This is a genomic window from Rhodoplanes sp. Z2-YC6860 (assembly GCF_001579845.1).
Classification (GTDB): Bacteria; Pseudomonadota; Alphaproteobacteria; order Rhizobiales; family Xanthobacteraceae; genus Z2-YC6860.
Window position 1 is genome coordinate 3,625,827 of sequence record NZ_CP007440.1, and the last position, 18,948, is coordinate 3,644,774.

Annotated in this window: 16 protein-coding genes; 7 read left to right on the forward strand and 9 right to left on the reverse strand. The window is 64.2% G+C overall.

The genetic code is table 11. The features are described 5' to 3' along the window. Window positions 1–10 precede the first annotated feature (10 nt). The 3 genes from RHPLAN_RS16645 to RHPLAN_RS16655 all read left to right on the forward strand — a co-directional run bounded on the left by RHPLAN_RS16645 (window position 11) and on the right by RHPLAN_RS16655 (window position 2,608). Window positions 11–565, forward strand: coding sequence for a DUF2478 domain-containing protein (locus tag RHPLAN_RS16645; protein ID WP_068020010.1), 555 nt, complete (start codon window positions 11–13; stop codon window positions 563–565). A 194-nt stretch (window positions 566–759) separates the two neighbouring features. Further along, window positions 760–1,755 carry a tRNA dihydrouridine(20/20a) synthase DusA gene (gene dusA / locus RHPLAN_RS16650; protein ID WP_084245057.1) on the forward strand — a complete coding sequence of 332 codons (996 nt, stop codon included), beginning with the start codon at window positions 760–762 and terminating at the stop codon, window positions 1,753–1,755. 22 nt (window positions 1,756–1,777) lie between these two features. Continuing rightward, window positions 1,778–2,608 (forward strand): sulfite exporter TauE/SafE family protein, encoded by an 831-nt coding sequence (locus RHPLAN_RS16655; RefSeq protein ID WP_068020014.1) that lies wholly within the window; start codon window positions 1,778–1,780, stop codon window positions 2,606–2,608. Window positions 2,609–2,630: 22 nt separating this feature from the next. Here RHPLAN_RS16655 and RHPLAN_RS16660 read toward each other — a convergent pair whose 3' ends face one another. The 3 genes from RHPLAN_RS16660 to RHPLAN_RS16670 form a co-directional block, all read right to left on the reverse strand. Then, window positions 2,631–3,335: a retropepsin-like aspartic protease family protein gene (locus RHPLAN_RS16660; protein WP_237180159.1), complete on the reverse strand. Its 705-nt coding sequence runs from the start codon at window positions 3,333–3,335 to the stop codon at window positions 2,631–2,633. A gap of 13 nt (window positions 3,336–3,348) precedes the next feature. Beyond that, a complete protein-coding gene (locus RHPLAN_RS16665) occupies window positions 3,349–3,573 on the reverse strand; it encodes a DUF1289 domain-containing protein (protein WP_237180160.1) in 225 nt (74 codons plus the stop codon). A gap of 140 nt (window positions 3,574–3,713) precedes the next feature. Further along, window positions 3,714–5,258 carry a sensor histidine kinase gene (locus RHPLAN_RS16670; RefSeq protein WP_068020017.1) on the reverse strand — a complete coding sequence of 515 codons (1,545 nt, stop codon included), beginning with the start codon at window positions 5,256–5,258 and terminating at the stop codon, window positions 3,714–3,716. A 148-nt stretch (window positions 5,259–5,406) separates the two neighbouring features. Here RHPLAN_RS16670 and RHPLAN_RS16675 point away from each other — a divergent pair, with 148 nt between their 5' ends. The 3 genes from RHPLAN_RS16675 to RHPLAN_RS16685 all read left to right on the forward strand — a co-directional run bounded on the left by RHPLAN_RS16675 (window position 5,407) and on the right by RHPLAN_RS16685 (window position 9,541). After that, the gene (locus tag RHPLAN_RS16675; RefSeq protein ID WP_068020019.1) at window positions 5,407–6,018 is read left to right on the forward strand and encodes a glutathione S-transferase; all 612 of its coding nucleotides are present in this window, start codon (window positions 5,407–5,409) and stop codon (window positions 6,016–6,018) included. A gap of 16 nt (window positions 6,019–6,034) precedes the next feature. After that, window positions 6,035–6,778 carry an MBL fold metallo-hydrolase gene (locus RHPLAN_RS16680; RefSeq protein WP_068020021.1) on the forward strand — a complete coding sequence of 248 codons (744 nt, stop codon included), beginning with the start codon at window positions 6,035–6,037 and terminating at the stop codon, window positions 6,776–6,778. A 321-nt stretch (window positions 6,779–7,099) separates the two neighbouring features. Further along, the gene (locus RHPLAN_RS16685) at window positions 7,100–9,541 is read left to right on the forward strand and encodes a caspase family protein (protein WP_068020022.1); all 2,442 of its coding nucleotides are present in this window, start codon (window positions 7,100–7,102) and stop codon (window positions 9,539–9,541) included. A 64-nt stretch (window positions 9,542–9,605) separates the two neighbouring features. Here RHPLAN_RS16685 and RHPLAN_RS16690 read toward each other — a convergent pair whose 3' ends face one another. From RHPLAN_RS16690 to RHPLAN_RS40565, 6 genes are all read right to left on the reverse strand, one after another. Continuing rightward, window positions 9,606–10,370: an isochorismatase family protein gene (locus RHPLAN_RS16690; RefSeq protein WP_068020023.1), complete on the reverse strand. Its 765-nt coding sequence runs from the start codon at window positions 10,368–10,370 to the stop codon at window positions 9,606–9,608. 39 nt (window positions 10,371–10,409) lie between these two features. Continuing rightward, window positions 10,410–11,408 carry an ABC transporter substrate-binding protein gene (locus RHPLAN_RS16695; protein ID WP_068020024.1) on the reverse strand — a complete coding sequence of 333 codons (999 nt, stop codon included), beginning with the start codon at window positions 11,406–11,408 and terminating at the stop codon, window positions 10,410–10,412. A 17-nt stretch (window positions 11,409–11,425) separates the two neighbouring features. Beyond that, window positions 11,426–12,289, reverse strand: a complete 864-nt coding sequence (locus tag RHPLAN_RS16700; RefSeq protein ID WP_084245061.1) for an ABC transporter permease — start codon at window positions 12,287–12,289, stop codon at window positions 11,426–11,428. Between the two features lies 1 nt (window position 12,290). After that, on the reverse strand, window positions 12,291–13,070 hold the full coding sequence (locus RHPLAN_RS16705) for an ABC transporter ATP-binding protein (protein ID WP_068020028.1): 780 nt from the start codon (window positions 13,068–13,070) through the stop codon (window positions 12,291–12,293). 267 nt (window positions 13,071–13,337) lie between these two features. Then, window positions 13,338–14,315 (reverse strand): helix-turn-helix transcriptional regulator, encoded by a 978-nt coding sequence (locus RHPLAN_RS16710; protein ID WP_068020030.1) that lies wholly within the window; start codon window positions 14,313–14,315, stop codon window positions 13,338–13,340. Further along, window positions 14,312–15,304: an AraC family transcriptional regulator gene (locus RHPLAN_RS40565; RefSeq protein WP_068020031.1), complete on the reverse strand. Its 993-nt coding sequence runs from the start codon at window positions 15,302–15,304 to the stop codon at window positions 14,312–14,314. Before RHPLAN_RS40565 ends, RHPLAN_RS16710 begins: the two co-directional genes overlap by 4 nt. Before the next feature lie 346 nt (window positions 15,305–15,650). On the opposite strand from RHPLAN_RS40565, the gene RHPLAN_RS16720 reads away from it, so the two are divergent. After that, the gene (locus RHPLAN_RS16720) at window positions 15,651–18,836 is read left to right on the forward strand and encodes a hypothetical protein (RefSeq protein ID WP_068020033.1); all 3,186 of its coding nucleotides are present in this window, start codon (window positions 15,651–15,653) and stop codon (window positions 18,834–18,836) included. Window positions 18,837–18,948: the final 112 nt, after the last annotated feature.

Here is an 18,948-nt window from a genome sequence, read left to right on the forward strand (position 1 = left end):
AATTCGAAAAATGACTCCCTCGATACTCGCATTCTTGTACAGCGATGGGATTGCGGCAGATCGCGTTCTCGCCGATCTCGGTTACAGCCTCAGGGATTCGGGGGTGAATGTCGGCGGACTGGTCCAGCGCAACACGTTCGTTCGCGACCGTGCAAAATGTGACATGGAAGTCGAGGAATTGCTTTCCGGCGAGATCTTTCGCATTTCAGAGTTTCGCGGTTCGCAGGCGCAAGGCTGTCGGTTGGATCGCGGGGCGCTGGCCCAAGCCGCGCATTTATTGGCTGACGCAGTGGCGCGCGGACCATCACTTCTCATCATCAACAAGTTCGGAAAGGTCGAAGCGGAGGGAGGTGGCCTGCGGGACATCATTGCCACTGCGGCCGCAGCCGAAATCCCGATCCTGATTGGAGTGCCCTTCCGAAATCTAGATCAATGGCGCATGTTCACGGCGGGACTGGCAGAGGAAGCGCACTCTTACTTCGAAGTTGCGACGTGGCTTGAACGTCATAGATTTGCAATTCCGACTATTGAGATGCCATCAACAAGGCTTTCGGTCGGTGTCTGATTGGAGATGGCGGGGCGGTCACGGCCAATAAAAATGATGTAAACGTAGAAACGTCGATCTCTCTTTCTGCTTTGTTCAAAATCCCGTTATTTGCAAGATGTGAAAATTGTGCGCATAGGTCTGGGTTGAACCCAACTCATACTGCTGGTTCTGTCCGCTGGAGCCAGCGAAGCAAGTGAGCAGACTGCGAAAAGATGCAGCAAAGACGCTTCAGCATTGCACCCATGATGGACTGGACTGACCGCCATTGTCGGTTCTTCCATCGTCTGCTGACGCGCCGCACGCTGCTCTACACCGAGATGGTGACGACTGGCGCGGTGCTGCATGGCGACCGCACCAGGCTCCTGGGCTTCGACCCCGCCGAGCAGCCGGTGGCGTTGCAACTCGGCGGTTCCGATCCCGCGGCGCTCGCGCAGTGCGCGCGCATCGGCGAAGAGTTCGGCTATCGCGAGATCAATCTCAACGTCGGCTGCCCGTCGGACCGCGTGCAGGAGGGCCGCTTCGGCGCATGCCTGATGGCGGAGCCTGCGCTGGTCGGCGACTGCGTCGCCGCGATGAAGGCCGCGGTCGCAATCCCGGTGACCGTGAAGTGCCGCATCGGCATCGACGAGCAGGATCCGGAACAGGTGCTGCCGGCCTTTGCCGCGATGGCGAGGCGGGCCGGGGCCGACGCGCTGATCGTGCATGCTCGCAAGGCCTGGCTCTCCGGCCTGTCACCGCGCGAGAACCGCGACATCCCGCCGCTCGATTACGGCATCGTCTATCGACTGAAGGCCGCGTATCCCGACTGGCCGATCGTCATCAACGGCGGCGTGCCGTCGATCGAGGCGGCGCGCGATCATCTCGCTCACGTCGACGGCGTGATGCTCGGCCGCGCCGCCTATCAGGAGCCGTGGCGCTTGCTGGCTGCCGATCCCATGCTGTTCGGAGAGGCCGCGCCGTTTGCCTCGCCGAAGGAGGCGGCGTCGGCGCTGCTGCCTTACATCGAGCGTGAGCTGTCACGCGGCGTGAGGCTGAATTCCATCACGCGCCACGTGCTCGGCCTGTTTCACGGTGTGCCGGGCGCGCGGGCGTACCGCCGGCATCTCGCAACCGAAGCCGTCAAGCCCGGCGCATGCGCGCAAGTCCTGGCAGAAGCGCTGGCCCTGGTGGTGGACAGGCCTGCGGAACTGGCGCAAACCGCAGCGTAGATTCGGTTTTCGAGGATATTGGATGCTGCTTGGGGTGCCGCTCGGCGAGTTGGCTTGGCTCGTCGCGGCCGTGGTCGTGGCCGGCGTCGCGACCGGCATCCTGGCCGGGCTGTTCGGCATCGGTGGCGGCGCCATCATCGTGCCGGTGCTCTACGAGGTGTTTCGCGTGCTCGGCGTGCCCGAAGAGGTGCGGATGCAGCTTTGCGTCGGCTCCTCGCTCGCCATCATCCTGCCGACCACCATCCGCTCCTATCTCACGCATCGCGCCAAAGGCGCAGTGCTGACCGAGGTGGTGCGCGCCTGGACGGTGCCGGCCGTGGTGGGCGTTGCGGTCGGCGCCGTGATCGCGTACTTCGCGCCGAGCGCGGTGTTCAAGATCGTGTTCACGGTCGTGGTGACCGTCATCGCGATCAAGCTTTTGTTCGGCCGCGACAGCTGGCGCATCGCCGATGATTTTCCAACCGGCATCGGGATGGCAAGCTATGGCTTTCTGATCGGGGTGACGTCGGCGCTGATGGGCGTGAGCGGCGGCTCGATCTCCAACATGATCCAGACGCTGTACGGCAAGCCTCTGCACAACGCCGTCGCGACGTCGGCCGGTCTCGGCGTGCCGATCACGATCGCCGGCACCATCGGCTTGATGATCGCGGGCTGGCCGAAGATGGCGCTCCTGCCGCCGCTGTCGATCGGTTATGTGTCGCTGATCGGCGTCGCCATCATGGCGCCGGTGTCGAGCTTCACCGCGTCCTACGGAGCCTTGCTCGCGCATCGGCTGTCGAAGCGGCAGCTCGAGGTGGGCTTCGGTATTTTTCTTCTGCTCGTCTCGTCGCGCTTCATGGCGAGCCTGGTGTGAGCTTGGCGCCGATGTTGCGTCGCTATGGATTGCCGCGCATCGTCAGCTTGTCGCCCTGGACCTGCCAGCTCGCCAGCCGGTTGAGAAACGTCATCCCGAGCAGGCTGACGCGAAGCTGACCGGGTTGGGCCACCAGGGCCGGCACCTCGCGCTCGACGATGTCGCCGACCACGAGACGGTCGAGCGTGATCGAAGCCGCGCGGGTGCGGCCGTTCGCGGTCTCCATCGGCACGGAATAGGACAGGAGCTCCAGCGGCAGGCCCGCGGCCTTGGCGGCGTCCTGCGTCAACACCACCGCGCTCGCGCCGGTGTCGAGCGCCATGGCGACGCGGGTGCCGTTGATCTGCGCCGCCACCTGGAAGTCGCCGCCGCGGCCGCGCACGATTTCGACGGTGCGCTCGGCGCGCTGCGCGGCGCGGCCTGGCATCAGTTCGGCCATCACCCGGTTGGCGATGCCTTTGAGCTCCGCGCGATAGGTGTAGCCGAAGGCGAGAATGAAGCCGATCACGGCCCAGAACAGCGCGGCTTCGAGCGCCTGCGTCAACCGCTCGCGGAACATCACCAGCACGCCGCTGCCGACCAGCACCACGAGGCCGACGTGATAGACCAATGAGCCGAAGTCGTTGGTGTTGAGCCCCGCGATGGTGCCCTGGTCGTGGTTCGCGATCAGCACGCCGAGTGTGAGGGCGATGCCGATCATGACGACCCATAGGAGGCGGCGGCTCACCACAAAACGATCCTCATGAATGGGGCGCAGGCCGCGCCGTCATGGCGGTCAGCCGTGCCGGCAATTCGGCCATGATGCGGCGGCACTCGCCGTCGCTGTAGGCGGTCCAGCGCTCGATCTCGGACAGCGAACGCCCGCAGCCGCGGCAAAGCCCGCTCGCCGTGTCGACGATGCAGATTTTCTCGCAAGGGCTTTCCATCGAGGCGGCGATCCGCGTGAAGGGAATCGAAGCCAACATAGGCTTGGCGCGGCGGAACGCAATCGAGCCGCAGTCCGTTCGTCCCCGCGAAAGCGGGGACCCAGCGTGAAAAGGCAACACTTCCTCCGGGCAGAACTGGATTCCCGCTTTCGCGGGAATGAACGGAGCTTTGGTAAGCTTCAGCCGACCATCTTGAACAGCGAACGCCGGTTCTTTTTCGGCGTGTTGAGTTCCTGCGGGTGCTGCGGCTGGATCGGCGGCGCGGTTTCCGACAGCGGCGGCAGCGCGGCCATCACGCGCTCCGGCGGGAAGGTCGCGATCAGCTCGGTGCCGATGCGGACCTTCGACTTCAGCGTGAAGGTGCCGCCGTGCATGTCGACGAGGTTCTTGGCGATCGGCAGCCCCAGGCCGGTGCCTTGCTCCGCCGACTTGATGGCGTTGGAGCCCTGGCCGAACGACGACAGCACGATCGGGATTTCCTCCTCGGGGATGCCCGGACCGGTGTCCTTCACGCTCATGTACTGGCCGCCGGCCGCGGTCCAGCCGACCTTCAGCCAGATCTCGCCGCCCGACGGCGTGAACTTGATGGCGTTGGACAAGAGGTTGAGGCACACCTGACGGATCGCACGCTCGTCGGCCCAGAGCCGCGGCAGGTTGTCCTCGAACACCTCGTGGATGGTGATGCCGCGGTTCTGCGCGCGCAGCTTGAGCAGATGGTGGCAGTCCTCGACCACCACGGTGAGCGACACCGGCTCTTCATTGAGTTCGTAACGCCCGGCCTCGATACGCGACAGGTCCAGAATTTCGTTGATCAGGTTGAGCAGGTGCTGGCCGGACTGGTGGATGTCGCCCGAATATTCCTTGTAGGCCGGCACCTGATGGGCGCCGAACACTTCGGTCTTCATCACCTCGGAGAAGCCGAGAATGGCGTTCAGCGGCGTGCGCAGCTCGTGGCTCATCTGGGCCAGGAACTGCGACTTCGCGATGTTGGCGCCCTCGGCACGGCGGCGCGCTTCGTCGGAGATCGACTTGGCCTGTTCGAGCTCGCCGATCAGCGCATCCTTCTCGGCGCGCGCGATCAAGGTGGCGAGGCCCGACGAATAGAGCCGGTGCGCGAGCAACGCGAAGTAGAACTGCGCCGCGACCGCCATGAGGGCGAGGATGTAGTTGTGCAGGTCGCCCTGCAGCACGAAGTTGAGCGCCACCGCAAACGTCACCGGCACGGTCGCGGCGAACACGGCGACGGGCAGGCTCGAGGCGAGCATGCTGGACACCGCGATCACCAGCAGCATCACGAACAGCATGAAGGTGCCGAAGCCTTCATCCCTGCCGACCGGATGGATGAGGTTGTACATCCAGGCGATGCCGTAGAAGAGGTCGAGAAGGATGAAGCGGAAGCGCCAGCGCTTGAGATCGCGGGTGTTGGCGGGCTCGGCGAGGAAATGCCGGCAAGTGGTGATGATGACGACGTGAATGACGAGCACCGACACGGTCCACGCGCCGGCCATCAGAGCGCCGGTCCACAGGCTCGACAGGAAGCCCACGGTGCAGATCAGGAGCAGAACCACGAGCGACGCCGACAGGCGGTTCTCGGCGAATTGCCGCAACAGCTCGTAATCGAAGGCGACGCGCGTGCCGGTGGTCGAGGTCAGACGTTCGCGCGCATCGCGCACGCGCTGCGCCGCGAGCCGCCTGCGCTTGGCCAGCGGCTTCTCGCTCGGCATGGGAATTTCAGAGGCTTCTGGTACGCTCACGCTACCCAACCAACGCTACAGACCAAGATTTCGCGGACGAAACCGCTGTAGAATCCGCCTAAACCCTAAGAACAAGGTTAAGGGGATCACCAAAAACGTGGTTAACAGGACGTCAACGATGAAGCTCTACGATGGCGGTCGGGCGCCCAATCCGCGGCGGGTGAAGATCTATCTCGCCGAAAAGGGCCTGACGGTTCCGATGGAGCAGGTCGATCTCGGCCAGATGGCGCACAAGTCGGCGGAATACACCGCGATCAATCCGATCCAGCAGGTGCCGGCGCTTCAACTCGACGATGGCACCATCATCTGCGAGTCGATCGCGATCTGCCGGTATTTCGAGGCTCTGCACCCGGAGCCGCCGCTGTTCGGCCGGAACGCCAAGGAGGCGGCCCTTGTCGACATGTGGCAGCGGCGAATGGAGTTTCGTCTGCTCCTGCAGGTCGCGCACGTGTTCCGCAATTCGCATCCGGCGATGAAGGAGATGGAGGTGCCGCAGGTGCCGGCCTGGGCCGAGGCCAACAAACCGCGGGTGATGGAGTTTCTGGCGGTGCTCGACCGCGAGCTGAAGGATCGTCCGTTCATCGCGGGCGACCGTTACACCGTGGCCGACATCACCGGCCTGGTCGGCATCGATTTCATGAAGCCTGCCAAGCTCGCGGTGCCCGACACCATGAGCAACCTCAAGCGCTGGCATGCCGAGGTCTCGGCGCGGCCCAGCGCCAAAGCTTGAAACTCTGCAATCCAGCATGAAGCTCACAGTCATCGGCTGCGGCGACGCGTTCGGCTCAGGCGGCCGATCCAACACCTGCTTCATGATCGAGGAGGGCGGCCGCACCATCCTGCTGGACTGCGGCGCCTCGGCGCCGGTGGCGCTGAAGGCACGCAACGTCGATCTCAACGCGATCGACGGCGTGGTGCTGAGTCATCTTCACGGCGACCACTTCGGCGGGCTTCCGTTTCTGCTGCTGGATTGGCAGTTTCATCAGCGCCGCGAGCGGCCGCTGACGATTGCCGGCCCGCCGGGCACTCGTGCGCGCCTTGATGCGGCCTGCGAGGTGTTCTTCCCGCGATCGAGCAAGAACGCCTGGCGTTTCCCGCTCGAGATCCGCGAGCTCGCGCTCGGGCAGCGGCACGATGTCCTCGATTTCGCGGTCAGCACCGCCGAGGTGGTGCACCAGTCTGGCGCGCCGTCGACCGCGGTGCGGATCGAGCGGGGTGGCAGGGTGCTCGGCTATTCCGGCGACACCGAATGGACCGACGCGCTCATCCCCGTCGCCGACGGCGCCGACCTCTTCGTCATGGAATGTTACGACTATTCGCGCGACCTTCCCGGGCATTCGAGCTTTGCCGTGATCCGGCGCAAGCGGAGCGTTTTGCGCGCCAGGCGGATCATGCTCACCCACATGAATCCGACCATGCTGCAGCATATCAAAGACGCTGAGGCTGAAGGCTTTCTGGTCGCCGAGGATGGCTTGACGGTGCCGATATAGGCGAGAGCCAGAAGCGCGTGCGGCTGGCAACAAAGACAACGCAGCGTCGTAGCGTAGCGTGGTGTTGTGACCGACATCCGCTCAGCGTTCTTGAGCAGCGCAATCGACGATATTGCACCGCATCGTCGTTGTGACTCGGCCATCGCAAGGATGGACACTTCCGCTCATTCTCACCACAATGCAACGCGTTGAAATTGCAACTGAACGGCTGTTCAGCCGCAATTCCGCGCCGGTTGCGCCACTGAAGCGCTAAAGTGATTTGTGAGCCTCGTGGCGATACCGACTGCGACAATCGGGGCGGCTGATCCTGGAGGGACGTCTATGCGTCGGATTTGTTTGCTGATGATGGCAGCACTTGCGCTCGCATGCTTGAGAGCGGGCCCAGCAGCCGCGCAACAGCAGGAAGCGCGTATCGCGCTGGTGATCGGCAATGCGAACTATCAGGCGGGTCCGCTTGCGACGGCGGCGAATGACGCCGGGCTGATCGCGCAAACACTGCAGGCCGCAGGTTTCGATGTGGTCGGCGCCAGCGATCTCGATCAGGATTCTCTGCGACGTGCGTTTCGGGATTTTCACGCAAAGGCGCAGCAGTCGGGACCGAACACCATCGCGTTCATCTATATGAGCGGCTACGGACTGCAGCTCGAAGGCGAGAACTACTTCGTCCCGATCGACGCCCGGATCGCCAACGACACCGATATCGGCGCGGAGGCGGTCCGCGTCACCGATTTCACCCGGCCGCTCGCTTCGCTGCAGTTGAAGGCCACGATCGTCGTGATGGACGCCGCGCGGCAGTCGCCGTTCACCGTCGCGGGCCGTCCGCTGGCCGGCGGCCTTGCGCTCGTGGAGCCCGATCCCGGCACGCTGTATGCGTTCAATGCCGCGCCGGGAACGATTGGTCCTCCGGAGCAGGGCGCCTACAGCCCTTACGCGCAGGCGCTGGCGGAGATGATCCGCGATGGCGGTTTGCCGCTTTCGGATATCTTCGATCGCGTTCGGCTGCGTGTAAACGATATGACCAAAGGCGCCGAGGTGCCCTGGAACGCGTCGAAGATCACGACGCAGGTCGTGTTCTTCGAACGCGGGCCGGATGCGCCGCCGCTGCAGGTCTCGCCGGAAGAGACCGCCTCGATCCGCACCAAACCGATCCGCGATTTCGACGAACGCGACGCCTACATCGCGGCGTTGGAGCGAGATACGCTCGACGCCTATCTCGATTTCCTCTCGGCGTTTCCCAATAGCCCTTATGCCAAAAGGGTCCACGCCATCGTCGCGGCGCGCCGTGAGGCGATCGTCTGGCGGCGAACACGTTCGTTCGATACCCCACAGGCTTACTGGTCTTACCTGAGGCGCTATCCGCGTGGCCCGCACGCGGGCGACGCCGAGCGCCGTCTCGCCTACTTGTCAGCCGATCTCGCACCGCCGCGCGCGTTTGCGATGGTGGACTATGACGTCCCGCCGCCGCCGCCCGATGAGATGCTCTATGTCGAGCGGCCGGCGATTTATTTCAGCGACCCGGAGTTCGGGTTCGAGCCGCCGCCGCCACCGCCGGTGTTTTTCCTGCCGCCGCCGGATCCGGATTTCGTCGTGCTGCCGCCGCCGATCGTGCCGCTCGGTCTGTTCCTGTTGCCGACGCCGATCTACCGGCCGGTGCCGCTGTGGGTCAGGACACCCGCCTATGTGGTGCCGCCGCCGCCGAACAACATCATCTACAACAACATTCACAACACGGTGGTGATCAACAACACCACGAGCACCGTGCAGATCACCAGTCGCACCGGTCAGACCAGGACGTTCACGCCCGCGACGATTGCCGCGGCGACGAGTCCGCAGCAGCAAGCCCTCGCGGCCCGCAACAGAACAGCGCCAGGTGGCGCACCGGGAGGCAGGGCCGCACCGGCGATGGCCTCGATCGGACCCGCGTTGCCTCCATCGGTGGCGCAGAAGGCCGCGACCATGCCGCCGGGGACGCGACCGGGTCAGCCGGGTGCCGCAACCGGTCCCGGCATGCGCCCGGCCGTTCAGCCGCTCGGCAAGCCGTTGCCCGGCATGCAGCAAGGTCAACCGCTGCCGCCCGGAGCGCCCGCCACGGCAAGCCGGACGCCGCCCGGCGTGGTTGCGCCCAACGCGGCCACGGCACCGGGAACACCGGGCAGCCGTCCTCCGGGTTGGGGTCCGCGGCCGGGCACGCCGCCGCAAGGCACTGCGGGCCGCACACCGCCCGGCACTCCGGGCGCCGCTGCTCCGAACGCCGCGATCGCGCCGAGCACGGTGACGCCGAACACGGCGGCACCGGGTGGCCGTCCGACGTTCTCCGGGAGGCCGGGCACACCCGGCTCGACAGCACCCGGCACGGCCCTGGCTCCTAGCAACGTCACGCCAAACACGGCTCCGCAACGCGGGCAGCCTCCGAACTTCAACCGTCCGCCGAGCGGCGGACCGCCGCCGTCGTCGAGCGCAAGCCGCACGCCGCCCTCGGCCCCAACGCCGCCGGCGCCGCACGTGGTCCGGCCAACACCGCCGGCGCCCGCTATGGCGCGGCCGAGCCCGCCGCAGGCTCCGATGGTGAGACAAGCGCCGCCGCCGCCGGTGGTGCGTCAGGCGCCACCGCCGCCTGTCGCGCGGCCGGCGCCTCCGCCGCGGCCCGCACCGCCGCCGGTTGCCGCGGCCCGGCCGGCACCTCCGCCGCCACCGCGGCCCGCGCCGGCCGCTGCGCCGAGGTGTCCGCCCGGCAAATCCTTCGTCAACGGCGGTTGCCGATGACGCAATAAAGAAAACGCCGCACTGGATTTTCCAGTGCGGCGTTTTGATTCAAGCGTTCGAACGTTCAGCGCTTCGACGGATGCTTCTCGACCGGCGAGCCGGACGGCAAGTCGTATTGGCCGGACGGCAAGCCATCGAAGAACTCGATCACCTCCGAAGTCTTCACCACGTCGGCATACTTGGCGTTCATGTCGCACAGGTTGATGGCGTGGCTCGCCTGCGAGCGGTCGAAGCAGCCTTCTTCCGCAAGCGAGATGCGGTAGTTGAGGCTGAAGGCATCGAGCACGGTGGCGCGCACGCATCCCGACGTCGTGGTGCCGGTGACGATCACGCTGTCGCAACCGAGCAGCGTCAGATAGCTCGACATGTTGGTGCCGAAGAAGCCCGACGGCTTCTGCTTGTAGATCACGATATCCTTCGGGCCGGGCGCGATCTCGGCGACGATCTCGTTGCCGTCGATGTTGGTCTGCGGCCGTGACTCGGTGTCCTCGGCGGAGCGGCTGTTCTTCCAGCTCCAGCTTCCGCTGTCCCAATTGTCCTCGCGGCGCACGCCGGTGGTGTAGATCACCGGGATGCCCTTGGCATGCGCCTTCTCGATCAGCGATTTCAGATAAGGCATCGCAACCCAGGCGTCCTCGCCGCAGGAGTTGCGCCAGCGCTTGATCGACTCGAGGATCGGCATCGGCCGCTCATCGCAGAACGCGTAGTTGACGTCGATGATGAGCAGCGCCGGACGCTTGCCGAAGCCCTGACGCGCGCCGTAGCCGGAGGTGCCGAACACGGCCTTGTCGCGTTCGGTGAGGAACTGGTTCCAGACTGGTTCAGACATGATTGATCTCCCGGATGAGTGCCGTCGAGCGTAGCCGAACTACAGGTTCGCGCGAGCGCTTTCGACGAAGCTCATATCGAAGATTTCCTCATACTTGACGTCCGTTTTGAGAATACCTGCCTCCATCACCACGGCCTTGGCGGTGTCCCAGGCGGCGCGGCTGACCATGCCGTCCTTGCTCCACATCTCGTCGGCGAACGAGCGGTCGAGCGTGGCCTTCATGTCTTCGAGCGGCATCGTCGGGAATTGCTTCTTGGCGATCTCGGCGGACTCTTTCTGGTCGGCGTAGAGGAACTTCAGTCCCTTCATCATGCCGCGGACGAAGCCGCGCACCACATCCGGCTGCTTTTGAATCGATTCGAGCCGGATGTTGATGGTCGAATAAGCGTACGGGCCGAGCTCCTTCGGCACATTGTAGAAGGGTTCACTCCAGATGTTCTGGTTGACGCCCTGGGTGATGAACGGCTCGGTCGAGCAGCCGAGCTGGGCACGCTTGCCTTTGACCGCGGCAAGGATCGCCGAGTTGGCGGTCTCAACCAGCGTGACGTCGTTCTTGGCGTCGAGATTCCATTTCTTCAGGAGATAGCGTGTGATCGAATTCGGCGTGCCGCCGAAGGAGCCGGTCGCCAGCGACTTGCCTTTGACGAAGCTCGTGAAGTCGCGGCCGTTTGGGGCGAGGCCCTTCTCGGCGCAGAAGTAGACATTGCCGCGATCGACGCAATTCACGACGCAGCGCAACTCGGCGCCTTTCGCTTTGGCGAAGGCGTTGTGCTCGGGACCGCCGATGAACGCGAAAGCCTGGCCTGACAGCACCGCATTGGTGTGGCCGGCTCCGGTCTCGATCGTGACGATCTTCACGTTGATGTCGGATTCGGCGAAAAAGTCTTTCGCCATGGCGATGTACATCGGCAGGTAACCGGTCGAATGCACCGGTTCGGCGACCAGGAGTTCATGCTTGGCGGCGTGTGCGATGTAGGGCTTGGCCACGAGAGCGGCGCCTGCCGCTGCGGTGGTGCCGAGAAACTTGCGTCGATCCATACCGGTCTCCTGTTGAGCTATTGGCGTGTGCCTTTGCGCAAGATGTTCTCGAGCCAGGACACCACAACGTACATGAGCACTGCCAGTATCGAGAGCACGAAAACCGCAACCCAGACCAGCGCGATCTCGTAGGTGGAGCCGGCGTAGAAGATCGTGCGGCCGAGGCCATGCTGCGAGGCGATGAATTCGCCGACGATTGCGCCGGTGAGTGCAAGCCCGATGTTGATGCGCAGCACCGAGATGATCCAGGGCAGGCAGAACGGCACGACGAGCTTCTTGAACACCTGCCAGCGGCTGGCGCCGAGCGAGTAGAACAGCTTCTCGCTGTCGGGATCGAGCGCTTTGACGCCGGCATAGGCGGTCAGCGTCGAGACGACGATGGTCAGCGCCACCGCAATGACGACCTTGGAGGCAAGGCCGAGCCCGAACACCAGGATGACAAGGGGAGCCAGCGCAAGCTTCGGGATCGACTCCATGCAGATGATGTAGGGCTGCGCGATGGCCGCGTAGTTTCGCGACCACCAGAACGACAGTCCGAGCAGCGAGCCTGCGGTGGTGCCTATGATGAAGCCCAAAATCGTCGAGCGGAAGGTGAAGCCGATATCGGTCCAGGCGTCACCTTCGGTGAAGAAGATCACGAAGGTGCGCCAGATCGCGGAGGGCTGCGACCAGAAGAAGCCGTCGATGAGGCCCGCGCGCGCGCCGATCTCCCACAGCGCGATGATGCCGACCAGGATGCCGATCTGGACGGAGACGATGGCCCAGGACGGCCAGTCTTTCTGCACCGGCAGGCGGCGAACAGGCCTTGTGGATTTTGTCGATGTTGGCTTTGCGTCGTTGTGCGCGACGCCTGCGACACGAGACGTATCCTGAATGGTCATCTCAGGCGGCCTCCTGCGCGGGTGCTGCGACGGTGAGGAGTTTCAGGCAGCGCTCTTTGATGGCAACGAACTCGGGCGTCAGCGTGATGCTGCGCGGCCGCGGGCGTGGATTGTCGATTGCGATGGTTTCGAGGATGCGGCCGGGCCGCGTGCCCATCACGTGGATCTCGTCAGACAGATAGATCGCTTCTTCCACGTCATGGGTCACGAACACCACGGTTTTGCGGAAGTCGGTCCAGAGCTGCATCAGCCATTCCTGCATCTGCGCCTTGGTCTGCGCATCGAGCGCGCCGAACGGTTCGTCGAGCAGGATCACGTCGGTATCGAACAGAAGCGTACGCAAGAGCGCCGCGCGCTGGCGCATGCCGCCCGACAGCGAATTCGGATAGAGGTGTTCGAAGCCCTTGAGCCCGTAGCGCTGGAGGAGCGGCAGCGCACGTTCGCGCGCTTCCTTCAACGGCTTGCCTTGTATTTCCATGCCGAGGATCACGTTATCGAGCACCGTGCGCCAGGGCAGCAGCATATCCTTCTGCAGCATGTAGCCGACACGGCCGATGGTGCCGGTGGCATCTTCGCTGTCGATCAGCACGCGGCCTTCGGTCGGCTGCAACAGGCCGGCTATGACATTGAAGAGGGTGCTCTTGCCGCAGCCGGATGGCCCGACCAGGCTGACGAAACGTCCAGTTTCGATCTTGAGATCGGTCGGTTCGACCGCGCGAAACGTGCCGTTAGGCGTCGCGAACGCCATGCCGACATGATCGAGGTGCAACTTCACGGGCATTCATCGCCTCCATTGCGGCGCACCCGTCGGCAAAAATGGAAAACTGTTATCCGGGTCCGATGTTCGCGCCAGCAAACGGGCTGGCGCGCTCTTCGGACGGAACCAGTCCATCAAGCTTTGAGCGCGCGCAATGAGGCTAATGCATCGGATGTGCCAAGTCGATTGGCAGGCGAAATCAATATTTTAGCTGCGCTGATCCGCCGCGCGTAGGCACCGCGTGGCGAAAAATGCGGCACGGGTGCTCGATTTGAAAGGCAAAGCAGAGCTTCAGTCGTTCCTGGAACGCGCCGCGTGGCGAACATCGCTCGGCGTGCAACCGAAGCGCTGCCGGAACAGCCGGTTGAAATGCGAGACGTCGGCGAAGCCGCAATCATAGGCGATCGAACTGATCGGTGCGCCCGTGGGAGGGCGGCGGCGAAGCGCCTTGTGGGCGGCGGTGAGCCGATGCTCGGTGACGTATTGGGTGAAAGTGGACCCGCTGTCCTCGAAAATCCGCTGCACGTAACGCGCGCTCACGCCGTATTGAGCCGCGATCGTGTGCACCGACAGATACGGATCGGTGAAAGCCTTGCGAATGTCGTCTTTCATGGCGCGCAATCGCGCAGCCGCGACCGCAGTCAAGCCGCCGTCCTGCGCGGTGTCCCGGCTGGCGCCAAGCACGAGCGCCGCGAGATCGTGAATGTGGCTTGCCACCGCCTGGCCGATCTCCGGCAAGCCAAGCGCGAAGTCCTCTCGCACCAGGCGCAGATAGTGGGTCAGCAGCCGCAACGCCTCGTTGTCGTGTGGAATGGCGCGGCCTGCGGCCCGGTCGAGGTCGGCGACGCGCCCCACCAGCGGCGCGCGAGGCAGCAGGATGCCGAGGTGATTGCTGCTCGTCAGCACCGCGGCTGCGTCCGTGAAGATCGGAAAAGCGTCGCCGGTCTCGAGGGCAACATCCTGGCCGTGCTGCGAGACGGCAGCCTTGGGTCCAAGATTGACGACGAGCCCGACCGAGTCGTCGCCGGACGCGGCCATGGCGCGCGTCCGATCGAAACGCGCTGCCGAACCGGTGCAGACGGCCGTGCGCACGCCGGGCAGCGCCTGCAGGATCGCTTCGGCATGGAACGGCTCGCTGGACGAAACGGGCTCGATGTCGACCGACACCAGACCACGACCGAACTCCTCGCGCCAGCGTGGCAGCCGTTCTCGCTCCGGCAGATCCCGCGTCGAAAATCGAACCGGTGCGAAGGCCGTATTGGGAGTCATCGCTCAGCCCTGGAACGCGCCGCATTGCGGACGTCGGTCGGCGTGCAGCCGAAGCGCTGCCGGAACAGACGGTTGAAATGCGAGACGTCGGTGAAGCCGCAGTCATAGGCGAGGGTGCTGATCGGCAGTCCGGCGGGCGTGCGGCGACGAAGCGCCTTGTAGGCAGCGGCAAGGCGCTGTTCGGTGACATATTGGGTGAACGTCGAACCGCCTTGTTCGAAGATTCTCTGCACGTAGCGGGCGCTCACACCGTATTGCGCGGCGATGTCATGGACCGAAAGGCTGTGACGATGGCAGGTCTTGCGAATGGCCTCTTTCATGGCGCGCAATCGGGCGGCCGAGACTCCGCGCGTTCGTGCAAGCTCCGCAGCATCGCGCGTCGCACCAAGCGCCAGTGCGAGCAGGTCGCAGACATGGTCGATGAAGGCCATCTGCAATTCGGGACTCGACGCGAGGTGGTCGTCCTGGCCGAGTTGCAGATATTGCATCAGCATCCGCAGAGCGGGGCTTTCAGCAGGGATGCGTCGCGCGAAAACTGCACCGAGGTCCGGCACGAGCGGGGCCACCAGCGCTCTCGGCAGGGCAAACACGGTGTAGCGACACTCGTCCGGGAACGTCAGTGCGCCGACATCGCAATTGCTCATGAGCACGGCGTCGCCGGCAGAAAACTCGGCGCTCCGGCCAAGTTGCGTTGCGCTCCACTGCGTGTCCATCACGCCGCCGAAGCACACATTGTCGTTGGTGATCAGGCTGGGCGAATTGCATTGGTCCGCGGCCGATGTCGATGCGCGGATCAGGCCGAGATCGGCAACGCGAAACATCGTCGCGCTGGCGCGAAAATCCTCCGGCGACTTCGGAGCGATGTCGATATTCAGGAGCGTCCGGCCGAAGGCTTCACGCCAGGCCGAAACCCGCTCGTGCTTCCGGAAGGCATCAGTCGAAAACTGAAAGACCTGCGGAAGCTCTGAAGTGACGCCGTCGCCCGCCATTTTAATTTCAATACAAATGCATACGCGAAAAGAATGACCGATAATCTACATCCGGGAGCGGCGACGTCGCAATCTGCAAATGCCGCAGCGCCGCATACAAAGCAGGCGCCTCTTAAGTCCTTCGGCCGTCTCTGATTTTGATCGTGAATCGTCTGCGTCGGTTGATTCAGACGGGCGCTTTTTGTCCATGCGGCAGTTCGCAATCCGCAAAAAAAGGTTCGCTCCAGTTCAAGCTGTCCCCATGTACAGGCGCGGCGCTAAGACGTAGCCTGACGGTGGGGCGATATCATTGATACTTGTTCAGTCGTCGTTGTGACGACCGCGAATTCCTATTTGGAGGCTCGCGATGAGAATTGCCCGGTTTGTCACCGGCAGCCTTGGCTCGCCGTGTCTTTGCCACCTTGCGCTCGTCCTGTTGCTGCTTCCATTGATCGCGCTGTTGCCTGATCGCGCGCGCGCGGATGACGCCGACACCGCCGTGCAGCTTTTCGTCGCCGCGGGGCAGGCGGCCGGGTTGCCGATCACCGATACGGAAGCGACCGTCGTCACGCAGATCGTGCGGTGCGGCGTCGCCAACCAACAGGACGTTGGAGACTGCGTGAAGAACGCGGCCATCAAGGCTGTGCTGCAACAGGTGCTGCCTGCCGTGACCGACCCACAAACGGCGAACGTGATCACGGGTGCGGTGACCTGCATCACCGGCTCAAACAACCCGGCCGGTTGCGCGGCTCAAGTTGCGACCAACCTCTTGCACTTGCCGGCGGACGCGCAGCCGGCGGTGAACTGCCTGGTCGCCGGAGGCAATGTCGCCGACTGCAGCAAGAAGCTCGCGGAAGGCATGCTGGTCGACAAGCTTCCTCCGCAAATCCAGGGGGCCGCCGTCTGCGCGCTCGAGGGCGGCAGCGTCCAGAAATGCGCGACCGATTTCATCACCAAACAGGTGGTCCAAGGTCTGCCGCCCAATTTGCAGGGGCCGGCCAGTCAAATCGTGGGTTGCCTGGGCGACCCGAACGTTCCCAACTGCGTGAAGAACCAGGTGGGAAACCTGGTCGGAGATCAGATCGGCAAGCAGCTTGGACCGAACGTCGGGCAGTTTTATTCGTGCGCGACACAGTCGGGCGCCAATGTCGGTCAATGCGCGGCGAACTTTGCATCAGCCGCGGTGCCGGCCCTTCCTGGCACGCCTCCCGGCACAGACGTCGTGGCGAAAGCCACGGTCGCATGCATCACCGCGCCTGACGCCGCCAATTGCATCAACGCGGCCGTCGCGGGCTCGAAGATCGTGGCCCAGAACCCGCCGATCACCCAGGACGCGATCAATCAGATCAACACCACGATTGCCACGATCCAGAAGCTCAGGCCGGATTCCGGTCCCGCGCCGATCGACGCGAGCCCCAATGCCAGCAACCAAGCCACGCTCAAGAACATCATCATGGTGGCGGACGGCATTAAGACCGGGAACTGGGGCGAGGTCGTCACGGGAGGCGGCACCGAGATGGCGATCATGGCCGGCGACATCATCCTGTCGGTCTTCCTGACGCCGGAGGTGGCGAAGCTGCTCGGTCCAGCCGTTGCAGCGATGATCCACAATGACGAGGCCGCGGCGCAGCAGGCCATCGACGCCATCGGCAAGGGCGATCCGGTGGCGCTCGCGCAGGTGTTGTTCACCTGGTACGAGACGCAATTCATCGACAAGCCGTGTGCTTTGCTGGGTGACAGCGCCGCCGTCAACACGGTCTGCGGCGACATGTCCAAGGCGATCCAACAGATCAGCACTTGGGGTGGAGATATCGCGCATGCGCTGCTGGGCGTGGGCGAGGATATTCTCAAATGGCTCGGCGTCTGGGGGACGGTCGACACGATCGCAACCGACGTCTGGAACACCGTAAAGGGTGCCATTGACGACATCGGTCATTTCCTGGGCCTCGGCAGCGACAGCAATGACTGGAAGCCGGCGGCGGATTGCGGAGGTTTCTCGCCGAAGGATTACTTCGCCAACAATTATATCGCCTGCGTGCCGGCCGCGGCCCAAGTTTCCGGGAGCCCCGCCTTGAACGCCAGCATCGGCAGCATGAACAGCGCCTGCGAACAGGCGTTCGATCGTTGCATTCCGCCAGACAAGCGGGGCAGCGTGGCTTCGACCTGCGCCGCCTTTGGCAACTCGCTCAGCGATGTGGCGAACCAGGTGAGCGCCGCCATGGGGACCGCCGCGGATTTGTACACCAGCACCATCGGGCCGGCGTCGTACATCAGTCAGCAATTCCAGGCCGCGCAGGACGCCAAGTTCTTGGACACCCCTGATTTTTGCAGCGCAAATTTCTGGGACGCCAGCGCGATGTCAGTCTACGCGGGCAACTGCGGCGCCTTCGTCAACAAGCAGTTTCCGAATACAACGCCAGCGCCAGCGGCATGCTTGGGCATCCCCAGCGCCCGCGGCGCAGTTGCGGCCTGCTTCCACAGCATCAGTCAGTTTGCCAGCGCCGGCGCCGGCCAGACCGCGCTCGTCGGACCGGGAAGCACTTACTGCAACGCGCAAACGAAGTGGATCAATGATCATCACTGCCATGTCGTGACGGGAAAGCCGCAGATCTTCACAGGCTCGGGGAAGGACATCACGCTCACCCCGAAAAGCTGGCAGTGCGATAGTGACGTGCTCATAAAATTTCCGGGTGATCAGGTCAGCATTCCTATTCTGGTTCCGCCAAAGTCCGGCAGCGGCTCCCTGCAGACACCGCCATGGGCCCGCGGAATTGGCGTCGGCAAAGAAATATCGATTCTGGGCGGCGCGGGAGTTTCGAATCCGCCGGTCAGCAGCTCCGGCATCAGCACGAGCAGGTCGGGCGATCCGAAAATTCCGGTGACATTCCCCGCGCCGGGTGAGGGCGGCCACGGCCCTGTGGTTATCCCGCCACCCCGGCCCGGCTTGCCGCTCGGGGCGCCGCCGATGAAACCACCGATCACGGCAGGACTCCCGAAGGGCGGCGGCGGCAGCTCCGGCATCAGCATGGTCAACGGCTGCAGCGGCAACGCGCCGGCGGCAGGTTGCCCACCGGCAACGAAGAGCGGAAGTGGTGGCGGTAAGAGTGGCGGCAGTTCCGGCATCAGCATGGTCAATGGCAACACCAACTCGTCGACGACGAAGTCAGGCACTTCGAAAGGCGGCGGTGGCAGCTCTGGCATCAGCATGGTCAACGGCAACACCAATTCATCGACAACGAAGTCGAAGAGCGGCGGCAGCTCTGGTGTCAGCATGATCAATGGCAATAGCGGCAACGCACCGAGGCTGTCGCCGGGGTTCAAGGACACGCCGCGCGCGGCGCCGATCATAACGGCGCGGCCGCCGGTGAGCAGCAGCGGCACCAACTCGGCGATGGACCGGCTCGGCGGAGGCTCGATCGGCTCCGTGTCGGGCGGTGGAGGAGGCAGTGCGGCGCGGCGGTCGGGCTTCGGCGCCGGGACCGGCAGCTCAAGCACATTCAAGACCATTCCCGTGGTGCCCCGCAACGATCCGAATGATCTGCATGTCCACTGATGCAAGGCGCTTTGCGCCTTGCCGTCGCTGTTGAAGGTCATTCGGACGCGTCAGTAGCGGCTCGGTGGCACACGCTGGCGTGCGCCGTGCTGCCGCAGCCAACGCAGGTCGC